This window comes from Thalassobacterium maritimum (genome assembly GCF_031127805.1).
In the GTDB taxonomy this organism is placed as follows: domain Bacteria; phylum Verrucomicrobiota; class Verrucomicrobiia; order Opitutales; family Coraliomargaritaceae; genus Thalassobacterium; species Thalassobacterium maritimum.
The window spans coordinates 1-21,607 of the sequence record NZ_JARXHW010000054.1; the positions used below are offsets into that span (position 1 = coordinate 1).

General features: G+C 46.0%; 17 protein-coding genes. 2 read left to right on the forward strand and 15 right to left on the reverse strand.

All coding sequences use genetic code 11. From position 1 onward, the window contains the following. Nucleotides 1-937: 937 nt before the first annotated feature. Nucleotides 938-2,188, reverse strand: coding sequence for a glycosyltransferase family 4 protein (locus tag QEH52_RS16595; RefSeq protein ID WP_308951974.1), 1,251 nt, complete (start codon nt 2,186-2,188; stop codon nt 938-940). A gap of 1,013 nt (nt 2,189-3,201) precedes the next feature. On the opposite strand from QEH52_RS16595, the gene QEH52_RS16600 reads away from it, so the two are divergent. Next, complete coding sequence (locus QEH52_RS16600) at nt 3,202-3,780, forward strand: YiiX/YebB-like N1pC/P60 family cysteine hydrolase (RefSeq protein WP_308951975.1); 579 nt, start codon at nt 3,202-3,204, stop codon at nt 3,778-3,780. Between the two features lie 492 nt (nt 3,781-4,272). After that, nucleotides 4,273-5,691 carry a glycosyltransferase gene (locus tag QEH52_RS16605; protein WP_308951976.1) on the forward strand — a complete coding sequence of 473 codons (1,419 nt, stop codon included), beginning with the start codon at nt 4,273-4,275 and terminating at the stop codon, nt 5,689-5,691. A 26-nt stretch (nt 5,692-5,717) separates the two neighbouring features. Here the strand turns inward: QEH52_RS16605 and QEH52_RS16610 are convergent, their stop codons facing one another. The 14 genes from QEH52_RS16610 to QEH52_RS16675 form a co-directional block, all read right to left on the reverse strand. Next, a complete protein-coding gene (locus tag QEH52_RS16610) occupies nt 5,718-6,551 on the reverse strand; it encodes a glycosyltransferase family 2 protein (RefSeq protein ID WP_308951978.1) in 834 nt (277 codons plus the stop codon). 2 nt (nt 6,552-6,553) lie between these two features. Beyond that, complete coding sequence (locus tag QEH52_RS16615; RefSeq protein WP_308951979.1) at nt 6,554-7,090, reverse strand: LbetaH domain-containing protein; 537 nt, start codon at nt 7,088-7,090, stop codon at nt 6,554-6,556. Nucleotides 7,091-7,111: 21 nt separating this feature from the next. After that, entirely contained in the window at nt 7,112-10,186 is a 3,075-nt protein-coding gene (locus QEH52_RS16620; protein WP_308951980.1) for a sialate O-acetylesterase, read from the reverse strand. A gap of 148 nt (nt 10,187-10,334) precedes the next feature. After that, nucleotides 10,335-11,549 carry a glycosyltransferase gene (locus QEH52_RS16625; RefSeq protein ID WP_308951981.1) on the reverse strand — a complete coding sequence of 405 codons (1,215 nt, stop codon included), beginning with the start codon at nt 11,547-11,549 and terminating at the stop codon, nt 10,335-10,337. Between the two features lie 20 nt (nt 11,550-11,569). Next, on the reverse strand, nt 11,570-12,730 hold the full coding sequence (locus tag QEH52_RS16630) for a glycosyltransferase (protein WP_308951983.1): 1,161 nt from the start codon (nt 12,728-12,730) through the stop codon (nt 11,570-11,572). After that, nucleotides 12,731-13,318, reverse strand: coding sequence for an acyltransferase (locus QEH52_RS16635; RefSeq protein ID WP_308951985.1), 588 nt, complete (start codon nt 13,316-13,318; stop codon nt 12,731-12,733). Continuing rightward, on the reverse strand, nt 13,311-14,468 hold the full coding sequence (locus tag QEH52_RS16640) for a glycosyltransferase (protein WP_308951987.1): 1,158 nt from the start codon (nt 14,466-14,468) through the stop codon (nt 13,311-13,313). Before QEH52_RS16640 ends, QEH52_RS16635 begins: the two co-directional genes overlap by 8 nt. Further along, on the reverse strand, nt 14,465-15,778 hold the full coding sequence (locus tag QEH52_RS16645; protein WP_308951988.1) for a hypothetical protein: 1,314 nt from the start codon (nt 15,776-15,778) through the stop codon (nt 14,465-14,467). Before QEH52_RS16645 ends, QEH52_RS16640 begins: the two co-directional genes overlap by 4 nt. 3 nt (nt 15,779-15,781) lie before the next feature. After that, nucleotides 15,782-16,753 (reverse strand): hypothetical protein, encoded by a 972-nt coding sequence (locus QEH52_RS16650; protein ID WP_308951990.1) that lies wholly within the window; start codon nt 16,751-16,753, stop codon nt 15,782-15,784. A gap of 3 nt (nt 16,754-16,756) precedes the next feature. Beyond that, on the reverse strand, nt 16,757-17,437 hold the full coding sequence (locus QEH52_RS16655; RefSeq protein ID WP_308951992.1) for a CatB-related O-acetyltransferase: 681 nt from the start codon (nt 17,435-17,437) through the stop codon (nt 16,757-16,759). Beyond that, nucleotides 17,418-18,422, reverse strand: a complete 1,005-nt coding sequence (locus QEH52_RS16660; RefSeq protein WP_308951993.1) for a sulfotransferase family protein — start codon at nt 18,420-18,422, stop codon at nt 17,418-17,420. The genes QEH52_RS16655 and QEH52_RS16660 overlap by 20 nt, the downstream gene beginning before the upstream one ends. Next, nucleotides 18,406-19,713 carry an oligosaccharide flippase family protein gene (locus tag QEH52_RS16665; protein WP_308951994.1) on the reverse strand — a complete coding sequence of 436 codons (1,308 nt, stop codon included), beginning with the start codon at nt 19,711-19,713 and terminating at the stop codon, nt 18,406-18,408. Before QEH52_RS16665 ends, QEH52_RS16660 begins: the two co-directional genes overlap by 17 nt. Further along, a complete protein-coding gene (locus tag QEH52_RS16670) occupies nt 19,710-20,726 on the reverse strand; it encodes a hypothetical protein (protein WP_308951995.1) in 1,017 nt (338 codons plus the stop codon). The genes QEH52_RS16665 and QEH52_RS16670 overlap by 4 nt, the downstream gene beginning before the upstream one ends. Nucleotides 20,727-20,867: 141 nt before the next feature. After that, nucleotides 20,868-21,578, reverse strand: a complete 711-nt coding sequence (locus QEH52_RS16675) for a CatB-related O-acetyltransferase (protein ID WP_308951996.1) — start codon at nt 21,576-21,578, stop codon at nt 20,868-20,870. Nucleotides 21,579-21,607: the final 29 nt, after the last annotated feature.

Sequence of the window (21,607 nt, forward strand, 5' to 3'; positions counted from 1 at the left end):
ATGCGCCGTTGTAGGATCAGTGACACTCAAACCACATCAGAGTCAGCCGCTCACACGTAAGCCGGCTACGCCGGAGACCGCTTATCACCGCTGATGACACGCTTATAAATAGAATGCTGTGGTAGGATCCATGCGGCGTGTAAGATTAGCGGTCCATAAGCGGTCATAAGCGGTTAAAAAAATGCGCCGTGGTAGGATCAGTGACACTCAAACCACATCAGAGTCAGCCGCTCACACGTAAGCCGTCTGCGCTGGCAACCGCTTATCACCGCTGATAACACGCTTATAAAAGAATGCTGAGGTAGAATCCATGCGGCGTGTAAGATTAGCGGTCCATTAGCGGTCATCAGCGGTTAAAAAAATGCGCCGTGGTAGGATCAGTGACACTCAAACCACATCAGAGTCAGCCGATCATACGCAGGCCGGCTGCCCCGGAGACCGCTTATCACCGCTGATAACACGCTTATAAATAGAATGCTGAGGTGGATCCATGCGCCGTGTTAGATTAGCGGTCCATTAGCGGTGATAAGCGGTTAAAAAAATGCGCCGTGGTAGGATCAGTGACACTCAAACCACATCAGAGTCAGCCGCTCACACGTAAGCCGGCTGCGCCGGAAACCGCTTATCACCGCTGATAACACGCTTATAAATAGAATGCTGAGGTGGGTCCATGCGCCGTGTTAGATTAGCGGTCCATTAGCGGTCATCAGCGGTTAAAAAATTGCGCCGTTGTAGGATCAGTGACACTCAAACCACATCAGAGTCAGCCGCTCACACGTAAGCCGGCTGCGCCGGAAACCGCTTATCGCCGCTGATACACGCTTATAAATAGAATGCTGAGGTGGATCCATGCGCCGTGTTAGATCCAGGCAGCGTGAAAGGTCCACGCTTAACGAAAATTCACGTAAATTAACGGTTCAGCTAGTTTCTTTTGCGCTCAGCGCTGGCCCATCACGGTGTCTGTAAACTGCTGCACCAACTCTTCACGCTTGAATTGATTCGCCACCACTTTACGCGCTCGCATGCCCATAGCGTTCCAGTCCTCCTCGCTGAGATCCGCCGCTTCCTGCAGTGCTCTGACCGCTCCCGCGACATCTCCATGTGCGACCGACCAACCGACCGGATGCTCGCTTAAGATGTCATTCAAATAACTCTCTTTCGGTCCTAAGGTCAGGACCGGCCGCGCCATCGCCAAGGCGCCATACACCTTGCAGGGGTGCACAATTCCGCCCATGTTGTCGCCCAAGGAAACCAAATGCAGGTCCGCCGCAGAGAGCGAATAGCGGATCACTTCTAAAGGCTGGTAAGGTAAAGAAACCACCGCGGGGCGCGCGACTCCTTCAGCCAGTTGCCCCCACTTCGCGATACGCTCATCCACTTCGGCCTTGCCCTTGCCACCTCCGATGAAGGCAAACACAAAACGGGGGTCCCCCGCCAGCTGCTCGGCAGCATCCAAGATCGTGCCTAAGGGGTGTACCCAACTGTGATTCCCACTGAACATTACCACAAATTTATCGTCCCAGCCCTGTGCTTGCCGAAATGAATTGTCCGTATGCGCCAGCGCTTCCGCATGCTGGCCCATCGGCCAAGGCGGGATCACCTCAATCCGCGGCTGCGCGGCTTTGCCTGCCAGCTTCACTCGTAAGCGCTCCGCCATGAAGCGGTCCAAGGCGATCACTGAGTTCGCACGATTCAGAATACGACGATTCAACCAATCCATCGCTTTCACCAAGGGGTGCCCAGGCTTAAAAACCTCCAAGGCCACCGCTTGGTCCGGGTTCAAATCCATGACCCAATAGTGCACCTTCACCGATGGACGCAGCCAACCAATCAAGACCGCCACAATGCCACACATGGGCGGTGAGGTTGAAACCAGTAGATCCGTCAAGCCGCGCTGGAAGAGCCCGCGCAGGATACACTGCAGTAAAAAAGAGAGCTGACCGAAGATGCGCACCGGCATGCTCGCCTTGCCAAAAGAAGATGCAGGTAAGCGCCGCACTTGCACGCCCGAGCGATCCTCCCGCGGCTCAAACTGCTGATCCGGATCGTCGTAACCACGATTCGCAGTCAGAATCGTGACCTGCGCGCCCTGCGCACGCAACGCTTGTGCCGCTTCGTCGAAATATTGCCCCACCGCGGCCGGATCCGGAGGAAAGACTTGAGAAATAATTAAAAACTTCTTTGGCATCGATAAGGTTTGCTAAAATATGTTTTGGCGCGGGCGTTTCTTTAGCCACATAATTTCACTTAATCACGCCTTAAAATAAAAATCATGTGATCGCTGGGAGCGGTCGCTTCAGCAACCGGCGTCAGATCAAGTCCCTCCCCCGAGCACCAGCCCTCTCCGAAACCACCCAAACTAGCTGAGAAGACGACCGACGACGAAAAGAATGCCGCGTTAGCAGAGTCAACCGCTCACACGTAGGCCGGCTGCGCCGGAAACCGCTTATCACCGCTGATGACACGCTTATAAAAGAATGCTGAGGTGGATCCATGCGACGTGTAAGATTAGCGGTCCATTAGCGGTGATAAGCGGTTAAAAAAATGCGCCGTGGTAGGATCAGTGACACTCAAAGCACATCAGAGTCAGCCGCTCACACGTAAGCCGGCTACGCCGGAGACCGCTTATCACCGCTGATGACACGCTTATAAATAGAATGCTGAGGTAGGATCCATGCGGCGTGTAAGATTAGCGGTCCATAAGCGGTCATAAGCGATTAAAAAAATGCGCCGTTGTAGGATCAGTGACACTCAAACCACATCAGAGTCAGCCGCTCATACGCAGGCCGGCTGCGCCGGAGACCGCTTATCACCGCTGATGACACGCTTATAAAAGAATGTTGAGGTGGATCTATGCGCCGTGTAAGATTAGCGGTCCATTAGCGGTGATAAGCGGTTAAAAAATTGCGCCGTGGTAGGATCAGTGACACTCAAACCACATCAGAGTCAGCCGCTCACACGTAGGCCGGCTACGCCGGAGACCGCTTATAACCGCTGATGACACGCTTATAAATGAATGCTGTGGTAGGATCCTTGCGGCGTGTAAGATTAGCGGTCCATAAGCGGTCATAAGCGGTCATAAGCGGTTAAAAATGCGTCGTTGTAAGCCCCCATCAAAGTTAAGCGCTCATATTTAATAACGATAATTCGCCCTTTCTTCTTAGCTAAAGTGCGCCTATACTTCCGTCTACTTTTTGCATTATGATGGATCCTCAGATACACACCGGCGACCTACTACTCTGCTCCGGCAGTGGCTGGTTTTCGAAAATGATACAGGCCGCGACGGCGAGCCGCTGGAGTCATGTGGCCTTGGTGTTACGACTGGATGCATTTGACCGGATCATGCTGCTCGAAAGTGTCGAACCGATTGGTGTTCGCACCGTGCCTCTCAAACAATATCTCGAAAATTACGACCAAAAGGGAAACCGCTATCCCGGCGAGATGCAAATCATGCGGCACCGCGACTTCGAGGCTCGAGTGCATCAGGATCGCTTGGCAACGCTTGGACGCTTTGCGGTGGATCGTTTTGGCTACCCATACGATGGACAACAAATCGCCGAAATCGCCGCACGTATCACTTTAAACCGCATGGCACCCGACATCATGGACCAATTTCCTCCGCCCCTACAAACAGACGCGCCCCAGGCATATATCTGTTCTGAATACGTGGCCGCGTGCTACGCACAGATCGGGCTAAAAATCCCAGCCGGCACCTTCGGCTTCACCGCACCTGCGGACTTCGCCCAACACGAAGCAATCGATTTAATAAAGACCCTTTAGTCCGCTCCCCCAAAAGTAGCGGGGCTCTTTAGACCCCGTTCCCGCATGAGCGGCCCGACACTCCAAACTGCGTAAAACCGAGCCTAAAGGACTCGGCTACCACAAAGCGCCCGCTCCCCCAAAGTAGCGGGGCTCTTTAGACCCCGTTCCCGCATGAGCAGCCCGACACTCCAAGCAGCGCAGAACCGAGCCTAAAGGACTCGGCTACCACAAAGCGCCCGCTCCCCCAAAGTAGCGGGGCTCTTTAGACCCCGCCCCCACATGAGCAGCCAGACACTCCAAGCTGCGTAAAACCGAGCCTAAAGGACTCGGCTACTTCTAAGCGAGCGCTCGACAAGCTAGTTTTCGCTCACTAGATACTTTTAAGTGGCGATCCCTCAACCAATGCACTTTTTATACACATCGACTCCAATGCAGATTTGGATTGTAAATCCTTTCGATCAACTTCCTAACGAAACAGATGTACCACGCAGGTATTGGCCAATCGCACGCATGCTAGTTCAACAAGGACACAAAGTCATTTGGTGGTCTTCCGATTTCTCACACCTGACCAAGTCCAAGCGCAAGCCCTGCCCCGATACCGATGGCTTCTCAGTGCGACTCATCGAAACTCCGCCCTATGCAAAAAACATCAGCTTCGCGCGCCTCAAGAATCACCGCCAATTCGCTCAAGGCTTCTACCAAGAAGCCATGAGCGGCCTAGAGAACGGCGAACTCAAAGCGCCCAATCGTATCGTCGTCTCCCTCCCCCCACTCGGCGTGGCCGAACAAGCCTTTCGAATTCGCGACGCTGTCAACAGAAAGGCAAAAGACAGGGGACAAAGGTCAGAGCTCAACCAACGAGCCCCCATCACGCATCAGTCATCATCCATCCGCCATCAAGCATCGCAGGCGCAGCCTGCCTGCCAAGTCATTGTGGACATCAAAGATGCTTGGCCAGAGACATTCTATCGAGCGATCCCAAAGCCCTTACGACAAGCCCTCGGTCCGATACTACTGAAGCCCATGCACCGCAGCGCACGCCGGGCCTATCAAGGTGCCGACAAGATCAGCGCCGTCGGCCAAAGCTATCTCGATCTGGCCAAGCAGTATTTAAAACGTAGTCGGGTTCCTTTAGCGCCCGATGCCACCAGCATCACAGCCAAGCCACTACACCTATGCTACCACGGTACCGACTTGGAGCGCTTTAGTGCAGGGCGCGCAATAGAAAGTGGAAAGTGGAAAGTGGAAAGCAAGGTAACTCCTAACTCCAAACTTTCCACTCTCCACTGCGTCGAAAACGGCCCCGAATCAGCGACAAAGCCACAGCCTCCACTGCAAGCAGTATACCTAGGCTCAATGAGTTCCGGCTACGACCTAGAAACTATTATAGAGGTCGCGGAACGCTGGAAAAAAGAAGGCCTATTTCCATTTCAAATTCACTTTGCTGGTGATGGCCCAAAACGTTCCACACTTGAGGCACGATGCAAAGAAACTGACAGTCAAATATTGAATCAAAACTCTCTATATCACAAAACAAGCGAACGAGTTATATTCCACGGCTACATAGGGAAAGATGCTGTCACTAAACTCTTACTACAATCAGACTTAGCATTAGTCCCCAATCGCCCGGCAAGTTGGGTCGCTTGCCCTGCAAAAATATGTGAATTAACCGCCGCCGGACTCCCTATACTAAGCTGTCTTGGAGGTGAACTCAAACAACTGCTAGATACTTGGAACGCAGGCTCTAATTACAACGAAGGCAATGCCGAATCACTCGACATTGCCCTTAAAGAATATGCCGATAATCGAAGACTTTTAAAGGGACAAGGAGACAATGCAAAAAAGATGGCAAGAGCATTATTCGACCGTAATCAAACCTACTACAAGCTCACACAGTTTATACTGAAAGAAGAACTCACACTCACTTAAACATCATATTCCCCAAAAGAATAACCCTAAGCATCCGCGGCGATGATCTTCAATCGAATCTGGTAGAAATACACCGCTTTTAGCAATGAGAAGTGCAAACCAACTGATCCATCCAAAAAACCTTTTTTACAAAAGTAACTAACGATGAAGTAAGCTGGAGCAAACCACCATTTTGATAGATTCTTATATTTTTTCTTCTGACGTTCAGTTAACGCAGCCCACTCGCCTGAAGACTTAGGACAATCATCCCGGCCAACTAGTCGCTTGTAACGTGCCGCCTCCCACGATGAATACTCATTGTGCTTTGCTATATAGTGTTTCAATCCTCGAAAATCATTATGCTCGATTGAGGCTCTAATTTCACCAATAGAGCCCTCAAGCACAGGATGCTCATGTACCTCCATGTCAAGATGGCTCCAATTATCTTCATCGATTCTCTCATACTCACCCGCATCGACACGAAACAGAGCAAGTTTACGAAACGGATCACCACCTCGTAATTTCTTACCCATAAAATGATTTTCGAAATTAAGCCAAAACCCCACATGTTCCGTATTCAAAAGAGTCGATTTTAGCTCTTTGATAAAATCAGCAGAAACGAACTCGTCCGCATCGAGGAACAACACCCATTCAGTTGTGAATGAGTAATTTCTTAAAGTCCAATTTCGCTTCTTAGGAAATTGCCCATCCCAACTAAAATCAAGAACTTCTGCACCCGCAGCTAGCGCCACTCCACGCGTATCATCCGAGCTCATGGAATCTACGACAACAATGGGGCCGATATCGCGAGCTGCAGCAATACAAGCAGACAAATTCTTTGCCTCATTCTTAACGGGAATTACAACTGTAATATGACTCATACTTAACGTTCTTTAATAAATTTAGCAGGGTTGCCGCCCACAATTTGAGCAATACCCACATCCTTAACAACAACTGAGGCAGCAGCAACAATCGCATGATCACCAACATTGACACCAGGTCCAATAAAAACATCTGCACAAATCCAAGAGTCACTACCTATAACAATCGACGGCGTCAACAAACGCATGGCAGGATCTTTATAATCATGCGTGCCTGCACACAGGTGGACGCGTTGCGAGACAGTTGCACGCTCTCCAATAGTGATTGCCCCTAAGTTATAGATCAACGCCCACTCTCCGATCGACGAATGATCGCCGATGGTCAAGTTCCAGGGATAATATATTAAAGATGACGAATAAATATTAACATTCTGACCTACAGTTGCCCCAAAAAGTCGTAATATAGAGCGCCTCAGCCCAAAGCATGGCCGCGGGGTCCATCTGAAAACAAACTTCCCGAAGCCCCAAAGTATCCGGGCCAGCATGACACGCTTCGTATATTTAGACGCCTCTCGATTTTCTTTAATGTTTAATTCCACAAGTAAAACTTACGACAACAATCACTCTAGTAAATCGTAAATCGACTGGGCAACCACCTTAGCTCCCTCGACGCTGGGGTGCTTACCATCTTGGATAAACCAGCCAAGCGTATTTCCCTCGGAATCATACTTATAAGAATCGAATTCACCAAAGATCTCCGTTAAGTCAATAAATGCGGCACCACTCAGATTAGCTACATAATAAGAGACATCTCGATAATCCAACATTGAGTAATTTCTAAGCAAATCGTATGCGTTAACTGCTGGCACCATACAAATAATATCCGCGGATGGAGCAGCTTCATGTGTGCGCTCAATCAAGCCTTTCATTCTCAAATGAAACTGATATGGCGTGTGAGCTGAATGATTCGAAATTTGCTCACTCGTCCCAAGCAACATAATAACGAGATCAGGCTCCAGAGATTCAAAAGCAGGCTCGTACACTCCAGGAAGTACATTCGAAAGGAAAGTATATGCCGTCGCCCCCGACTTGCCGCACTTATTGACTACCACACCAGTATCATTTCTGAAATATGCTCCCATTAAGATGACCCCTTCGCTGCCGGCATCAGCAAGCTCAATATCAATATCTCCAGTAACACCCGAAATACCTATAATCTCCACAGTCCGATATTCGCCAACACCATCGGTTTCAACCAGATGCCAATCTCCCCCTGCCACTCGATACTTAAAATCTCCGCCTCCCGGATGCACATAATAGTGAATTTCACCATAGTCATGCGCTACTTTCAAATCCAGCGTGATCGATTCACCCTGCTCACTGCTATAGATATGACTCCCTGCAAGACTGCACGCCTTAGAATATTCAGTATGCCATCCAGTTGTTTTATTACCAGAAATTTGCCTACTGTCGGCACCTAAATCCATGTGTTTGTCATATGTCCGATACCAACCAAAATTCACATAGCCCACGCCTCCGTCTTCGTAAAGATCCTGCTGGAAGAGATCGCGCAATGGTTCAGTGAGTCGCTCGGAACCATGAACCCAGCTATCTCCGATCACGACAACGTTTAATCGATCAATTTCTCCCGCGAGATACTGCTGCTTTCGCTCTTTCCAATGACTAAGCGTGCTGGCTGTATCTTGTGTAGCAGTCAATCGCATGAAGCTGCGATGCTTCTTTAGATCCGGAAAAGGGGACAGCTCAAATCGAACAAGCCCATCCGTAGGATCGTCATTCAACAGTTTAGAAAAAAATTGATCACTTGGCCCCCAGTAATTGAGATCCGAAGAGCACTCTAACTCAGAATCGACATTGCCAGTCAGTATCCGCTGTCGAATAACAAGCGAAGGCTCCACACTAGAACGTTTCATCTCGATGACTGGCTCGCCCTGATTGGCCGACAAGAAATCTACGCCACTAACAAACGAGAGCTCTTTACTGAGATGACTCCTCGTGACACCAAGCTCCTCAACAGAGGCTTCGGATTGTAAGCCATCGCGCTCAAGAACTACATTCAGCGCTTCTCCAAACAATATCCCCAAATCAAAACTCCCCTGAGTGTCGTAATGGTTATCAGTATTCTGAAATCTGCGCTGACAAAAATCAGTATTCAACCACCAACAATTTTGCATACCATTAGCCACTTCCATTTGTGCCCGGCGTACATCAAACCACTCAAGCTGCTCCGTCTCAGTAAATGTCTCTAAGCCTGAATGAATCCTTCCAAGTAGAATCGGTAACTCAGAATCACCCACCTCGGCTCTAATAGCACTTAACAGTTCGGCTAAATTAGCTTTATAATGCCTCGAATATCCATTCAGTGCATCAGACTTTCCCTGCATCCAAACCAAGCCCACCACGTCAATAGAATCACTGACACTGGCCATATCTTGTAAACTGTCCCGATAAAATGCTTTCCACTTATCAAATAATCCATATCGCAACCGCTCATCCGGACCAAGGTGAGGGGCCCAATGCTCCGCGATAGACGTTCCGCCTACCGCATATTTAAGTATCATCAAATCGGAATCATCATGCTGCAATACGGAGCTCAATCCAAGTTCCGGCCCAAACTTAGCTTCCGGCACCCATATTTGAGCGGTGTCGCTCTCCAGCAATCGCCCTAAACCTTCCTCATAAAAACGAATATAATCGATCGAGACAGTAGCTTTCATCTCATCGCTTAGCTCAGCCCAAGTACCAGCCCCAACGGCATTACTTTGTCCCATCACCAGCACCACACGCAGAGGCTTATCACTAGCTAAATGCGGTTGTTTCAAATATACCTCCCAGGCCAGTTCCTGTAACAGTTTAGCCTTATCAGCATCCAAAGGGTCGATCGCCTCCACCCCTGATCCAAAAGCACTCGGCACGCCTGGAACTGAAATACCTGCTGGAGATGTTTCAAACATCGCGGCATATAAACTATTACTAATTAGCCATCTTCCCCATGATAAGCTCATATGCAAAGAGTCACGATAAAAATCATCAATTTGATCAAAGCTGATTTCATCATTAACAATCTGCCGCTCAAGCTCCTCAAGACACCAACCGGCTGGATTTAAACTCAGCGCCACACCTTCTGGTAGTTCTTCGCGAACTCTTTTATAAAGCAAACGTAGTGAAGCCTCATTAAGCAAAAACGAAGCATCAGGATTAAAATCAGCATCCCACAAATAATGATAAGCTTGCTCTGGGACATACTCTGGCCACGCTGCATGAATGATAAAGCGAGTCTTATCATTTGCAGGATTTGAACGCGTGACGTTAATAATATTAATGATCGCCTCCACCTCACTGTTTAAAGTTGTCTCCCCGCCACTGGTGGATCGGTATGGCTGCAACGTCACAACATCCCACTCATTCCCAGCTAACGCCGTTAAAAAAGTTTGTTCTACTGGCGCAACACATGTCTCATCTGGATGATTCCAGATGTAAGTCAAGGAACGACCACAACGAATATGATAATCATATTCATAATAAATGCCCTGTGATTCTAAAAGCGCAGGAAAGCCCTTCGCACTATCCAAAGCATCCCAAGTCAATGAATTACCGACATGGTAGGCCCTAAATGGGGCGGCACTAGAAAATGAAACGACAAACAGAGCAGCAACAAAAAAAAGACTAACCATAAATAATAAAGAATATTAAAGATTATAAATATCAATTAAATGATTAGCTCGTAACATACCAAAAACCTAAGCACTTCATAAAATAATAAAAAATGCTATAACTTAATTAAGTTATAGCATCACAAGTGCATTACTAAGAAATGTAATATCAAGATTCAGCCAATATCCTCTCTACCAGTTCCAAATAACGATCAACCACCCCCGTTAAGGAAAAATTCTCATCAACTAAAGCACGCGCATTCGCCTTCCGCGCAGCAAGCCCGCTTACAGATTCAGAAAACATCTCGACGATCGCATTCCCGATCTCCAGCTCATTGCAAGCTACGACACTACCAGCGCCACATGCTTGTATCTCAGAGATGTTTGCCTCTGGCGTTGTTACAACAGCACATCCACAAGCCATGGCTTCCAAGATTGCCATCGATAAACCTTCCCCCGCAGTGGGTAAGACAAAAAGATCTGCACGCTGTAACAAAGCTCTCCGATTCGAGCCACTCAACGCATTCATAAAATATACACAGTCTGTAACGCCCATTTCTTGCGCAATCATCTCGCATTCCTCACGTAGCCCCTCCTCATTCGGACCTGCTAATATTGCTTGTAGCGAAGGCTGCTTTTTCTGTGCACGGGCAAAGGCTCTGACAAAGACATCGGGCCCCTTCATTTTAACCATTCGACTATGCCAAATCACCAAGGGTGCGTCACCTATACGTAAAAAAACATCCGCTAACTCCCCCTCAGCGACCGCTGGTAGAAGCCACTCGCGACAATCTACCCCATTAGGAATCACCTCTACCCTAGAGCTGGGCACATAAGCTCTAAAGACTTCTGCCTCCCGCTGAGACAGTGCAATCAAGACATCCGCACGTGTCAAAATTGGCTTTTCAAATAAATTTAGATATACCCGCTTGAACAGTGCATTCGCTCCGAAGCGGCGAGGATCCAAATTCCCTCGCTGATGATACAGGTATATCTTTGCATGCTTTTTACTGATCCGCGAGACGGCGCGATTAGAATATAAAAATCCTAACTGACTGTCACAGACATCTACACTAGGCATGATTTCGTTCAACCACCTCTCCCAATTATGATCCAAGCGACTCACCGACATCTGTTTTAAACGAGACATCGGTAATTTCTGCCATAAATATGGCACCGAATCAAACAATCGCACATGCACTCCATTCAATACGTAGTCTCGGCTCTGATCACAATTGCAGGAATCTGCTTTATTCCGAACCGCAGCAACGGTCACGCAGTGCCCCCGCTTAACCAATGATTCCGCCAAAGCAGAAACAGAATAAATAGGCCCTCCCGTATGAGTGCTCGGCTTGTAAAAGCCAGTATTAAACAAAAAATGCATCCCAGATCAGGTGTGACATGCTAATCAAGCATACAGCTAGGAACAACTGAACCCCCACGCATCCACTCATAGACAGTCTGCATTTCTCGAGCGATCTGACTCCACGTAAACTGGTCCTCAACCAGAGCCCGAGCTGAAGCCCCCATAGCAAGCCGCTCAGAATCAGGCAGTTCCAATAGCTCTAAAAAACCTTCAAAAATGGAACCAACGACAGGATCAACCGAAATAGCCGCTCCAGCTGAAAAGCCTTCCGGCAGATTACAAGCTGGCGTCAAGACCGCTGGTATACCATATGACCAAGCCTCCAGCACTGCCATCGGCATCCCTTCGCTATGCGATGGCAGTATAAACCAATCCGCAGAACGCAGCAATTGGACCTTTTCATCCCCATACACTGCACCAGGAAAACTGACTGAATCAATGATAGATAAATCTGTAGCATGCTCCTTCAACCCCTCTAGGTGTCCACCATCATCCCATCCAGCAACCACCAGTTCCCATCCATCAATCAATGAGGGAAACTCTTTTGATGCGCGTGCCCATGCGTTCAACATTTCATGGATGCCCTTTTTGGGATGAATTCGCCCAATAAAGACAATACGCTTTTTCCCCCCCACATCTTCTCGGGGCAGCAATAATTCGTCTGACGGCAAATCTACACCATTTGGGAGCACGCAAACCGGCTGCTTCAAACCGTAATCTCGAATCGACTGCGCCTCACTTAGATTTAGGGCGTGCATACAAGCGGCGCTTTTCAAGTTTCGGCTCTCATACAAGAATGCTGCTACTTTCTTTTTGAAGCTGGAATTCCCTACAGCCCACGGATCAAGCATACCTCGTGGACTCATGACATAAGGAGCCTTCCGTTTACGAAACTCCTGATGGGCCACGCAACTGGTATACTGCCACAAACCATGCACATGCAGCACATCTGGAGCGAACTGACGGACGGATGTGGCCAGTTCAGGCGAAAAACCTATCGCTCGTGGGCCACATACTGGGCTAGTTGACACATTGAGCCCCGCCCACTCCTTTATATCTTCTTCAGAGTGGCAGTCCTTTAAACTAAAAACCGAAACTTCGCTACCACGCGTAGCAATACCATTGCTCAGTGCACGCACACTAAAAAACAAGCCTCCAGCTAAGCGCGAGATGCTTGAAGATAAGACAGCTATTCTCATTTAGGACCTCATTTTGATTAATTTCGCCGGCGCTCCCCCGACAATACTATAAGGTGCTACATTCTTTGTTACAACACTGCCCGCACCAACAATCGAATGACTACCAATATGCACTCCTGGCAGAATAATGGTCCTGGCTCCAATCCAGACATCGTCATCAATTATAATTGGTCGACGCGCCGGGGCGCCTTGCTCACGCATAGATATATCTAAACGCTCAAAATTATGACTCCCTGAAAGCATCATCACGTAGGGCCCCATCATAACATCCCGCCCAATAACCGTATCATTACTAATCCATGCGCCATGATTTAATGATGAAAAGTCTCCTAGTTCAACATTAACACCACTACCGAAGTATACACTCGAATGCACCTTGGTATCCACTCCAACACGCTTAAAAATTCTTTTCGCCAACTCGCGCCGGATAATCATTGCGACTGTAGCTCCTGGAAGAGGTGAATCAGGCAAGTGCCTAGCGATTGCATAATAAAGAAATAAGCACAAGCGAGCGACAAAGCCCAAACCTTGCCTCTTCGCAACTGATGCCGCATTGTCCTTGTAGTTTTGATTCTTTAATCTATCCATCTAAATAGTCGATCAATCGAGCCACATTTTTCTTTGCGCAAAAATGAAGCTTTCCAGCATCAAAAGCATTATCACGCAAACGATTCATTTCGTCTGAATTCTCACAGACTTTAACTAAATACTCAACAGTCGCATCAATACCCTGACTCTCAGTAAAAACAGAATCAAGTCCATGACTTAAATAGTTTGGAACGTCAGGCACACTAGTTGTAACCGGAATAATACCTTCTCGAATGAACTCAACTAAGCGTGTGGGAAACGAGGCTCTCTCAGCGTGGTGATTACGTCGAAGAATAAAACCAAAATCTATTGTTCGCTTAATTTCAAGATACTCAGATTCAGGGACTCGCCCCAACAATCGAGTATTCTCTCGAAGGCAATCACTAGACTCTATCCGCTTTAGATACTTCTCTGCATTCGGGCTACTCTCATATGGACCAGTAATTACGAAATCAAGAGGCACTCCACGCTGAAGCAAACCTTCAACAATGGAAAGCATCAAGTCTGGATAGTCTCTCTCATAAAATGATCCAGAATAAAGGAACTTCGTCCTCCCCAATCGATTCTTCTCAGGACGTTGATCATAAAATTCAACGGACGGCAGTAGAAATGTATTCGCTCCAATATCACGATAAAAATCACTTAACTCCTCGCTAATACAGGCGATTAAATCTGCTCGTGGAATTGCGTGACGATACCCGAAGTAAGAATTCCAAAAGTTGGGGCTCAACGCACCACCCAAACCAGAAAAATGCGAATGCGCTTCATTAACATCAACAATGACACGTACTCCAATACCTTGGAACGCCGCGATCAAGGGTGCGACAACAGAATACGCTCGCGCATATAAATAAACGCAATCGTAAGTTTGATACACAGATTTAGTCTGAACCTGATATGCTAATCGCCTAGGAGCGACGTAATAAGCATACTGCCGTCCTAAACGCCCACCTCGAACATCAGGGAAGCACCAGCTAATATTATTCCCATAAGATTCGATTGCCTCCGCTGCTGGCCGCCCAAACAGGCATATATCTACATGCCAATGACTAGCCTCAAACCCAGCAACGAGATTTCTGATACGAGCACTTGCAGCCCAACCAGTAGGATAAGGAACAGACGCAATAAATAGTATTTTAGGAGGACTCATCGCTGTCGCCAGAACATCATACAATACATCATAGGAATTAATAAGAAACCAGTGCTAAAAATGGAAAGCATTCCAGAATTTAAAATAACCATAAACTGAGAGAAACAGAAAATTAAAACAGGCGCGTAAGCGCGCCAAGGAGAGCGTTTTAAGAAAATATAGTCCCACCACAAAAACACTCCAAATAACACAAATGCAGCTTGAGCAACCCCCCAATAACCGTTCTGTGCATAACCTTCACCAAGAATACCGGTATTAAAATTAAAGAATTCTGTGGCACCATAAAAAAATTGGCTCACAATCAGTGGTGCAGTCCCCAGATATGTAAGTAGTTCGCGATCCTGGCCAAATCCAAAAATTAAATTAAAGGTTCTTGAGCCCCCATAACGTAGGAAGCCATGATGATCAGGAAAAGTCCAATAGAAGCCATAGCTTGTAAAGGCAGGCGAAACTAGAATACGATCATGCAATCCATGGAGAATGGAGCCCTCAAAACCCAGCAAACTATATATCATGTAGATGACAATCAAGACAACGCCACCACCAAAGATCACCTTGATAAAATTACTTAAAGCTTTAGATGAAAAGCGACGGCTATAAATCCACGCAAATAAAATCGCACAAAGAGCGATCACCAGAGGAGCCTTCTGAAAGCGTAAAACAGCAGTTAATAACAACAAAGGCGTTACAATAAACAACCTGTAATCAAAGCGTTTGAGTCTAAAATAATTCCAAGCAAACAACCCGACGAAGAAATATAACATTCCATACACAAAAATCGAATCAAGGTTGTTAATGAGAAAATTAGTAGTGGCTTTCTCGAAGATCAATTCTTTCCGATAATTGTAATAGGCTTGAAAATTACCACTCGCGACTATTCGTATAAAATCAGCAAGTCGCCCGCGCTTCATCAGGATAAATAAGCAAGAATAAAAAACTGTAAACCAAAAGATGCCGTTCGCCAAAAATCCATGAAGCCTAATACTAGCAAAATTCGATCGTAGCGGAGGGCGGTTTCGCATTAAGAATTCACGCACCAAAAACATCGCGAACACTGCAAAATTAAGTACTAAAAAGCCCAAATACTGATGACTTAAAATTTCATATGAAAATTTCTGCTCATGAATTGCCTTCAATTCAATGAACGGCAATAGTAACATCCCATACAAATTAGTCGGAACGTAAATAAGAACCATTCCCGCAAACAGAGATTGCATTTCATATCGGAATAAATCTCGAACACAAAAAAAGATATTGATCAGGCACAAGACAACAGCAGGCCCAACGATTAATAAATTCAATTCTCCCATAATCTACTGACTCAAAAGCGCATTCTTTTGCTTAGTAGAAATTAAGCTACTCAGAGTATCGATTCTTTTCTTTAAATAATTTACAGTAATTTTTTTATCGGCGGGAGGCAAAACGGTCTTCCAGGCATCATCCGCACGAATACGTATTTCATCTTGAAATCGCATCCCGTTGCCTAATGCCATGTGATGACCACCACGATTGATGACAAGTTCGTCCATCCCATCATCTGCAACGTTCAAATACTGCAAAACAGCTCTCCGCACAGCAATAGGATCTTCGCACAATGAGCCATAGTTCACTAAGAACGGGTCAATATCAAATTGTCTACACAAACGGACAGCAGACCGATAATAACGCAACCACTGCTTGACAGCTGACTCTGCAGATCGCCCTTGCTTACGATAGGAGTTAACAACACCAAAAGGCGAACGAATATTTACGACCACTTTAATATCCTGCGGTCGATAGCGTAAAAAATGAAACAAGCGAAAAACATCCTTACTCGAGTCTACAATATACTTCTTACCTGAGCATTCAGCCAAAGTATCAATCACGTCCCAATTGTTCTTCAATGAGAATGAGTTTTGAATACAACGAGTCGAAACTTCTGGAACAGCGAGTATCAACCATTTCCTAATACGATCAGCTAACTTACCTGAAGCAAAAAAGTCCTGATCACGCAAGAAGGACATATCAAAACCTCTAAGTGGATTGTCTCGTATAGATATATCACCAGTTTTTAAAACAATTCGTTCAATCGTCTCCGACCAAACAGGGCAATCTAAATACTTCAAGTGGCAAGAACACCGACTCCCATCAGAAATCGGGTATTCTGCAGTTAATGAACGTTGTAAATTGAAGGGCAGAAACATCAACTCCCCCGTAGATAACATCTGAGGATGAGTCCCCAAAGTTAAATCGAGCAAAGTGCTCCCAGAATGCCCAAAGGACAAAATATATACTAACTTCCCCATAACTTACATGTAATGTTTCTCGAGAAACTGTTCACGAGACCGAAAATCTCCACCGTATTCTTTTAATTTCGCAGACGTCCACTCCCACCATGGATTCAATAAAACCAGTTCAATTTGCTCGTCCGATAAACGTTTTGCAATAGGCCGAGCTGGCACACCACCAACAATACAATATGGAGGCACATCCTTAGTAACCACTGCAGATGATGCAATCACAGCACCATCTCCCACAGTAACTCCTCCAACAATGACAGCTCGTGCCCCAATCCAGACATCGTTTCCAATCTGTGTATTAAGTTGCTCATCATAACTATCTATCTGATAAAAACTTAAGGGGCATGCATCACGCTTCTTTGAGTAAAATGCCGGCGAAGTCGAAACCATATCCATGGGATGGCGACTCAAACCAATCAATACCTCCGGCCCAATCGAGCAAAACCTGCCAATTGCAGTATACTTAATGGCTGCACCATTGGCGACATAAGAACCTCGCCCCAGCTGCACCTGATTTAAAGATGTATCCGAACCAACCGTGTTGTCTCCTTCAAATTCACTATTCACGACGCGAGTACGGTAGCCGAATTTGACCTTAGGATTACTCGCAATGACTCGAAGCTCTCGAAAAACACGAAAAGCAGGTAACAATAGGTAAAACCCAATCCGCTTAATTAGAACCAGTATCATATCCCATCATCTCGATTGAATTTCCCAGAATTTCATTCACTTCGTCTTGTAAATCTAAAGGAATATCCTGCTTCCAACGACCAGTATGCCCTTTGGATAAATCATGTGAGTTTTCAGAAAAAGTAGTTTCCACTCCAACGAAAGCAGCCACATTGCTAAGGATTGGCATCGGCTCTTGCAACAAGGCTTCCATGCTTATTTCAATATAGTTCGATGAACTGATACGCTCGCGAACCAAGTGCCACTGGTTTAAAACAGCACAAATCCGACGTGCAATGGCAACATAATCATCACCACCCCAAAATTTTGTAGCATACGAAGCCACCACATCACGTGGATCTCGATAAATATGGATAAACTTCGCATTTGGATATATACGAAGTAGCTGATCAGCATGCAGTATTGAGTAAGGCGTATCATCAATACATGCCTGATAAGACACGCCAGACTGACAGGCAAAAGCATCATGCAGACGTTTTATAAAGACCTGTGCCGCCGAGCCAAATTTAACTTCAGACATCCGATCTGCTTCATAGATACATGACTTGATTTGATAGGGAGCCGACCCCCCCCAGTGCCCCGGCACCTTTTCGCGATATAAGCTCTTCAAAAATTCATCGCAGATTTCATCAAAAACCGGCCTGCCAATAAGGTTGGAGAAACCAACACTTGGGTAACGACTAGGTGAAATACCCATACGCCCTAAAAATCTATTTTCGTAAAAAGTTCGACGACTCTTTCGCCTCATATCAGACATTAAATCAGAAAATCGATTCAATGCGATGTCGGCCGCATAAGGAGACCAATGATCAACCAAGGCAGTTTTCAAATCAAGTAAGCCACCAGGGTCTACATTTAGTCTTAGTTCAAAAGGATATGACAGGAAGCCCGATCCAGATTTTAGCAATTTTTGAAGAATTGTCGTACCGCTCCGACCAGTCCCCCCGATAAATACAGGTATCACGTTATTAGCTGCTATGTCCATTTTCCGATGCTCGCTTGAGTAATGTTGAAATATAAAGATAATTTAGCCCATAAAATAGGGACGCTGTTAAAACGTAAATCATTAGCGCAAACAAAACTCCCCGATCAGTTAAGCTGGTAATATAGAAACTTAGAATAACGAGACTAAAACGTACGACATCTAGCATCAATTGAGTTTTCCTCCTACCAATAATAATTAAAACCTGCATCAGTGGCCCTATAGTAAATTGACACAGCTGAAATAGAGCAAGAATTTGGGTAATCTGCCCAGCCATCGTCCAATTTGCACCAAAGACCAAGGGAAACAAGTAGGGAGATACTACGGCTGCAGGAATACACACGAGACTTCCCATCTTCAGTAATTTTCGACTGGTCGAATGAAAGAGTGCATTGAGTTTGACCGGATTCTCTCGATAAAGTGAAGATGCTTCGCCTAAAAAGACCTGCGACACCGATGTTCTTAATAAAACCATAGGTGCACCTAGCACACGACGACTCAGATAGAAAAGTCCAGCAGCACCGACTCCATAATACTTTGCAATTAGAACACCAGGTAGGTGCATCGCTGCAGAATTTAATAAAATAGCCCAGCTCAAAACCAATGGAAATTCTTTAAACTTCCGAGCCACATGTCGAATCGATGAACCACTTACTTTCTTAAGTAAGCTCCCTTTAGCTTTATTTTTTGCAAATAACGTCAAGGAACCACCACCTTGGCTGACTATAAATCCAGCAATCAATCCTAACGGATGGGGCCGCCAAAGACCCAAGCCTAATTGCACCACTACCTGACCAACCGACTGATACAATTTAGTGGTCGCAATAGGACCATAATTTTTAGAGCGAATCGTGAGGTTAACAAATATTCGATATATACTACCGGCGAATACCGAGAAAGGTAGCAGTAATAAATACGCAGGTGGCAAGCCATCCAGCATAGGATATCCTGCGATCACAGTATAAGACAGAACAGCCAAGCCAATGACGCATAGACTGATCAATACGAAAACGCTTAATAAGGCGACATTCGTAGCTTCTTCATCAGAGTCCGCCAATGGAATCGCTTGCTCATATCTCAATGCTGCAAACATCGTCGCGATTGCCGTGAACGAGGCAAAAACTCCGAGCACTCCAAAATCTCCGGGATCATACAATCGCGATAATACAGGAGAAACCGCCAAAGTCAAAGCTTGCGCGATTGCAGCCCCTCCAGCTAGCTTTGCCACACTCTGAGAGAAGGAATCAGTCAGAAACTTCTGCCGAAGCTCTGAAACTATTTTACTGAGATTCACTTAATTCCTAATTTACGCCGCAAGCTCTCCTGAACACGCCCCAAGACAAGCGTGAGCAATCTTTTCAAAGAGCCCCAAGGCTGATAATAGAGGGCAGTTTGATATGCCTCGCTGCTGCTCCTGAACGAGAGGCCATCTTCGTGAATTTCATACAGAGATAGCTCTGAGCCTTCGACCCCGCTGATCACATTTTGATCATGCGGCTTGAGAGCAAGGCCAATACTACGTATTTTTTTAGCATTTGAAACCAATGGGCTTAAAAGAAATTGTCCCTTCTTTACACTACGCCCATAGCCATACAAGTCACAAACTAAATCTTCATCGTCAACACCGAGCACATCACAGAGCACACGACTTTCAAAGTAGGCATCATATTTCGCCCGCGAGGATTCAATCGATGAAAAAGAATATTCACCGATACGCGAGGCGCACAAAGGCACTTGGAAGCGAGTATCTCCAGTAGCCACATGAGTGCCTGGATCTGAGAAATTCGTGGTTAAAGACACTCGTGGATATGTAAAATAACGATCCTCCTCATATAAGTAAGCGGCAAACAATTTCAGCCACGAAGTATCTTTCCAGTTCTTGATTTTCCGTGGAAGTGGACTCTGATCAAAATCATACTCTTGATTCAACTCCAACCACCCCCGAAAAGGCTTCCACTGTGCTGAGCTCCATGCAACGCCCCAAGATGAAGCCATTTGTAAATAATAGACATCGCTCCCATCCGAAATAGGATCAAATGGAAGCATATTATGGACATTAGTCTTATGATTATACAAAGAAATCCCGGCGCATTCGTTGATTCCTCGATAATTTAAAATAGCTGATTTTGTATATCGATAGAAATCTTCAGACACGTATAAGTCATCCTCTAATACAATGACAGCATCATAGTCAGACGAAATATCACCGCAGGAGAGAACGTGCTTTCTTAAACCTAGGCGCTCTTCATGAAAACGAATAATTTTTTGACCATGCTTCCAATTAAAAGCTTCAGCGACGTCCAACACGGATCGGTCTCCACAATTATCAATACTTAAAATTAGAGTTGCATCGTCCTTACAATAATTAGCTAAGTCTAACGAATGAAGCAGCCTAGCTATGGAGCGTGGTCGATTGTACGCTATGACTATAATCGCAATGTCCATATACTAATCAAAAACGGCTCCTTCTCCTCTATCGATTGATTTACTGAAATTCTCTTTCTGGGAAATAATTTTATCTAATGGCCAAGTCCACCACTGGGATTGTTCTAATTCATCAATCACATGATCTGGAAAACGCTGTCGTATCACTCGAGCGGGGTTTCCAACGGCTATCGAATATGGAGGAATATCCTTATTAACAACAGATCCAGCTCCAATAATCGAGCCTCGACCAATCGAGACACCCGCCAATATTGACGAATTAGAGCCAATCCAAACATCTTCACCAATAGTAATAGGCCCAGGACTAGTCACATCCAACGACAAGCCCTCTCCAAACAAATTTCTCCCCATGAAATAAGTAGAAACTTTGTCAATACGATGATTCGAATCCTGTATCTGTACTGATTGTCCAATTGAACTGAAAGATCCGACCTCAATATGATTAACAATTGCACTCAGGACAGTGCCTGGCCCCATAATTGAGACATAGCGCCCTAACCTAATATCGCCACGACAGTAACAATAAGAAAACTTACAGCCAGCCCCCATTTTCAAGCGTCCAATCCGGGAACCTTCGATACGCACAATTTCAGAACCTCGCACGCTACCACTTTGATCAATCTTCAAATCAATAGGAACTATCGACTGTAAATCTACGCTTATACCACGCTTTTTAAGCCTCAGTTGTTTCAGATATGATTTCATCATATTCATTCGTCCTATCTCCGTTCACATCAAATAAA

Bases quoted from the DNA above. Each gene is read 5' to 3' on its own strand.
- QEH52_RS16595 (WP_308951974.1), bottom strand. From the start codon at position 2,188: ATGCCAAAGAAGTTTTTAATTATTTCTCAAGTCTTTCCTCCGGATCCG.
- QEH52_RS16600 (WP_308951975.1), top strand. From the start codon at position 3,202: ATGATGGATCCTCAGATACACACCGGCGACCTACTACTCTGCTCCGGC.
- QEH52_RS16605 (WP_308951976.1), top strand. From the start codon at position 4,273: ATGCTAGTTCAACAAGGACACAAAGTCATTTGGTGGTCTTCCGATTTC.
- QEH52_RS16610 (WP_308951978.1), bottom strand. From the start codon at position 6,551: ATGAGTCATATTACAGTTGTAATTCCCGTTAAGAATGAGGCAAAGAAT.
- QEH52_RS16620 (WP_308951980.1), bottom strand. From the start codon at position 10,186: ATGGTTAGTCTTTTTTTTGTTGCTGCTCTGTTTGTCGTTTCATTTTCT.
- QEH52_RS16625 (WP_308951981.1), bottom strand. From the start codon at position 11,549: ATGCATTTTTTGTTTAATACTGGCTTTTACAAGCCGAGCACTCATACG.
- QEH52_RS16630 (WP_308951983.1), bottom strand. From the start codon at position 12,730: ATGAGAATAGCTGTCTTATCTTCAAGCATCTCGCGCTTAGCTGGAGGC.
- QEH52_RS16635 (WP_308951985.1), bottom strand. From the start codon at position 13,318: ATGGATAGATTAAAGAATCAAAACTACAAGGACAATGCGGCATCAGTT.
- QEH52_RS16640 (WP_308951987.1), bottom strand. From the start codon at position 14,468: ATGAGTCCTCCTAAAATACTATTTATTGCGTCTGTTCCTTATCCTACT.
- QEH52_RS16645 (WP_308951988.1), bottom strand. From the start codon at position 15,778: ATGGGAGAATTGAATTTATTAATCGTTGGGCCTGCTGTTGTCTTGTGC.
- QEH52_RS16650 (WP_308951990.1), bottom strand. From the start codon at position 16,753: ATGGGGAAGTTAGTATATATTTTGTCCTTTGGGCATTCTGGGAGCACT.
- QEH52_RS16655 (WP_308951992.1), bottom strand. From the start codon at position 17,437: ATGATACTGGTTCTAATTAAGCGGATTGGGTTTTACCTATTGTTACCT.
- QEH52_RS16660 (WP_308951993.1), bottom strand. From the start codon at position 18,422: ATGGACATAGCAGCTAATAACGTGATACCTGTATTTATCGGGGGGACT.
- QEH52_RS16675 (WP_308951996.1), bottom strand. From the start codon at position 21,578: ATGAATATGATGAAATCATATCTGAAACAACTGAGGCTTAAAAAGCGT.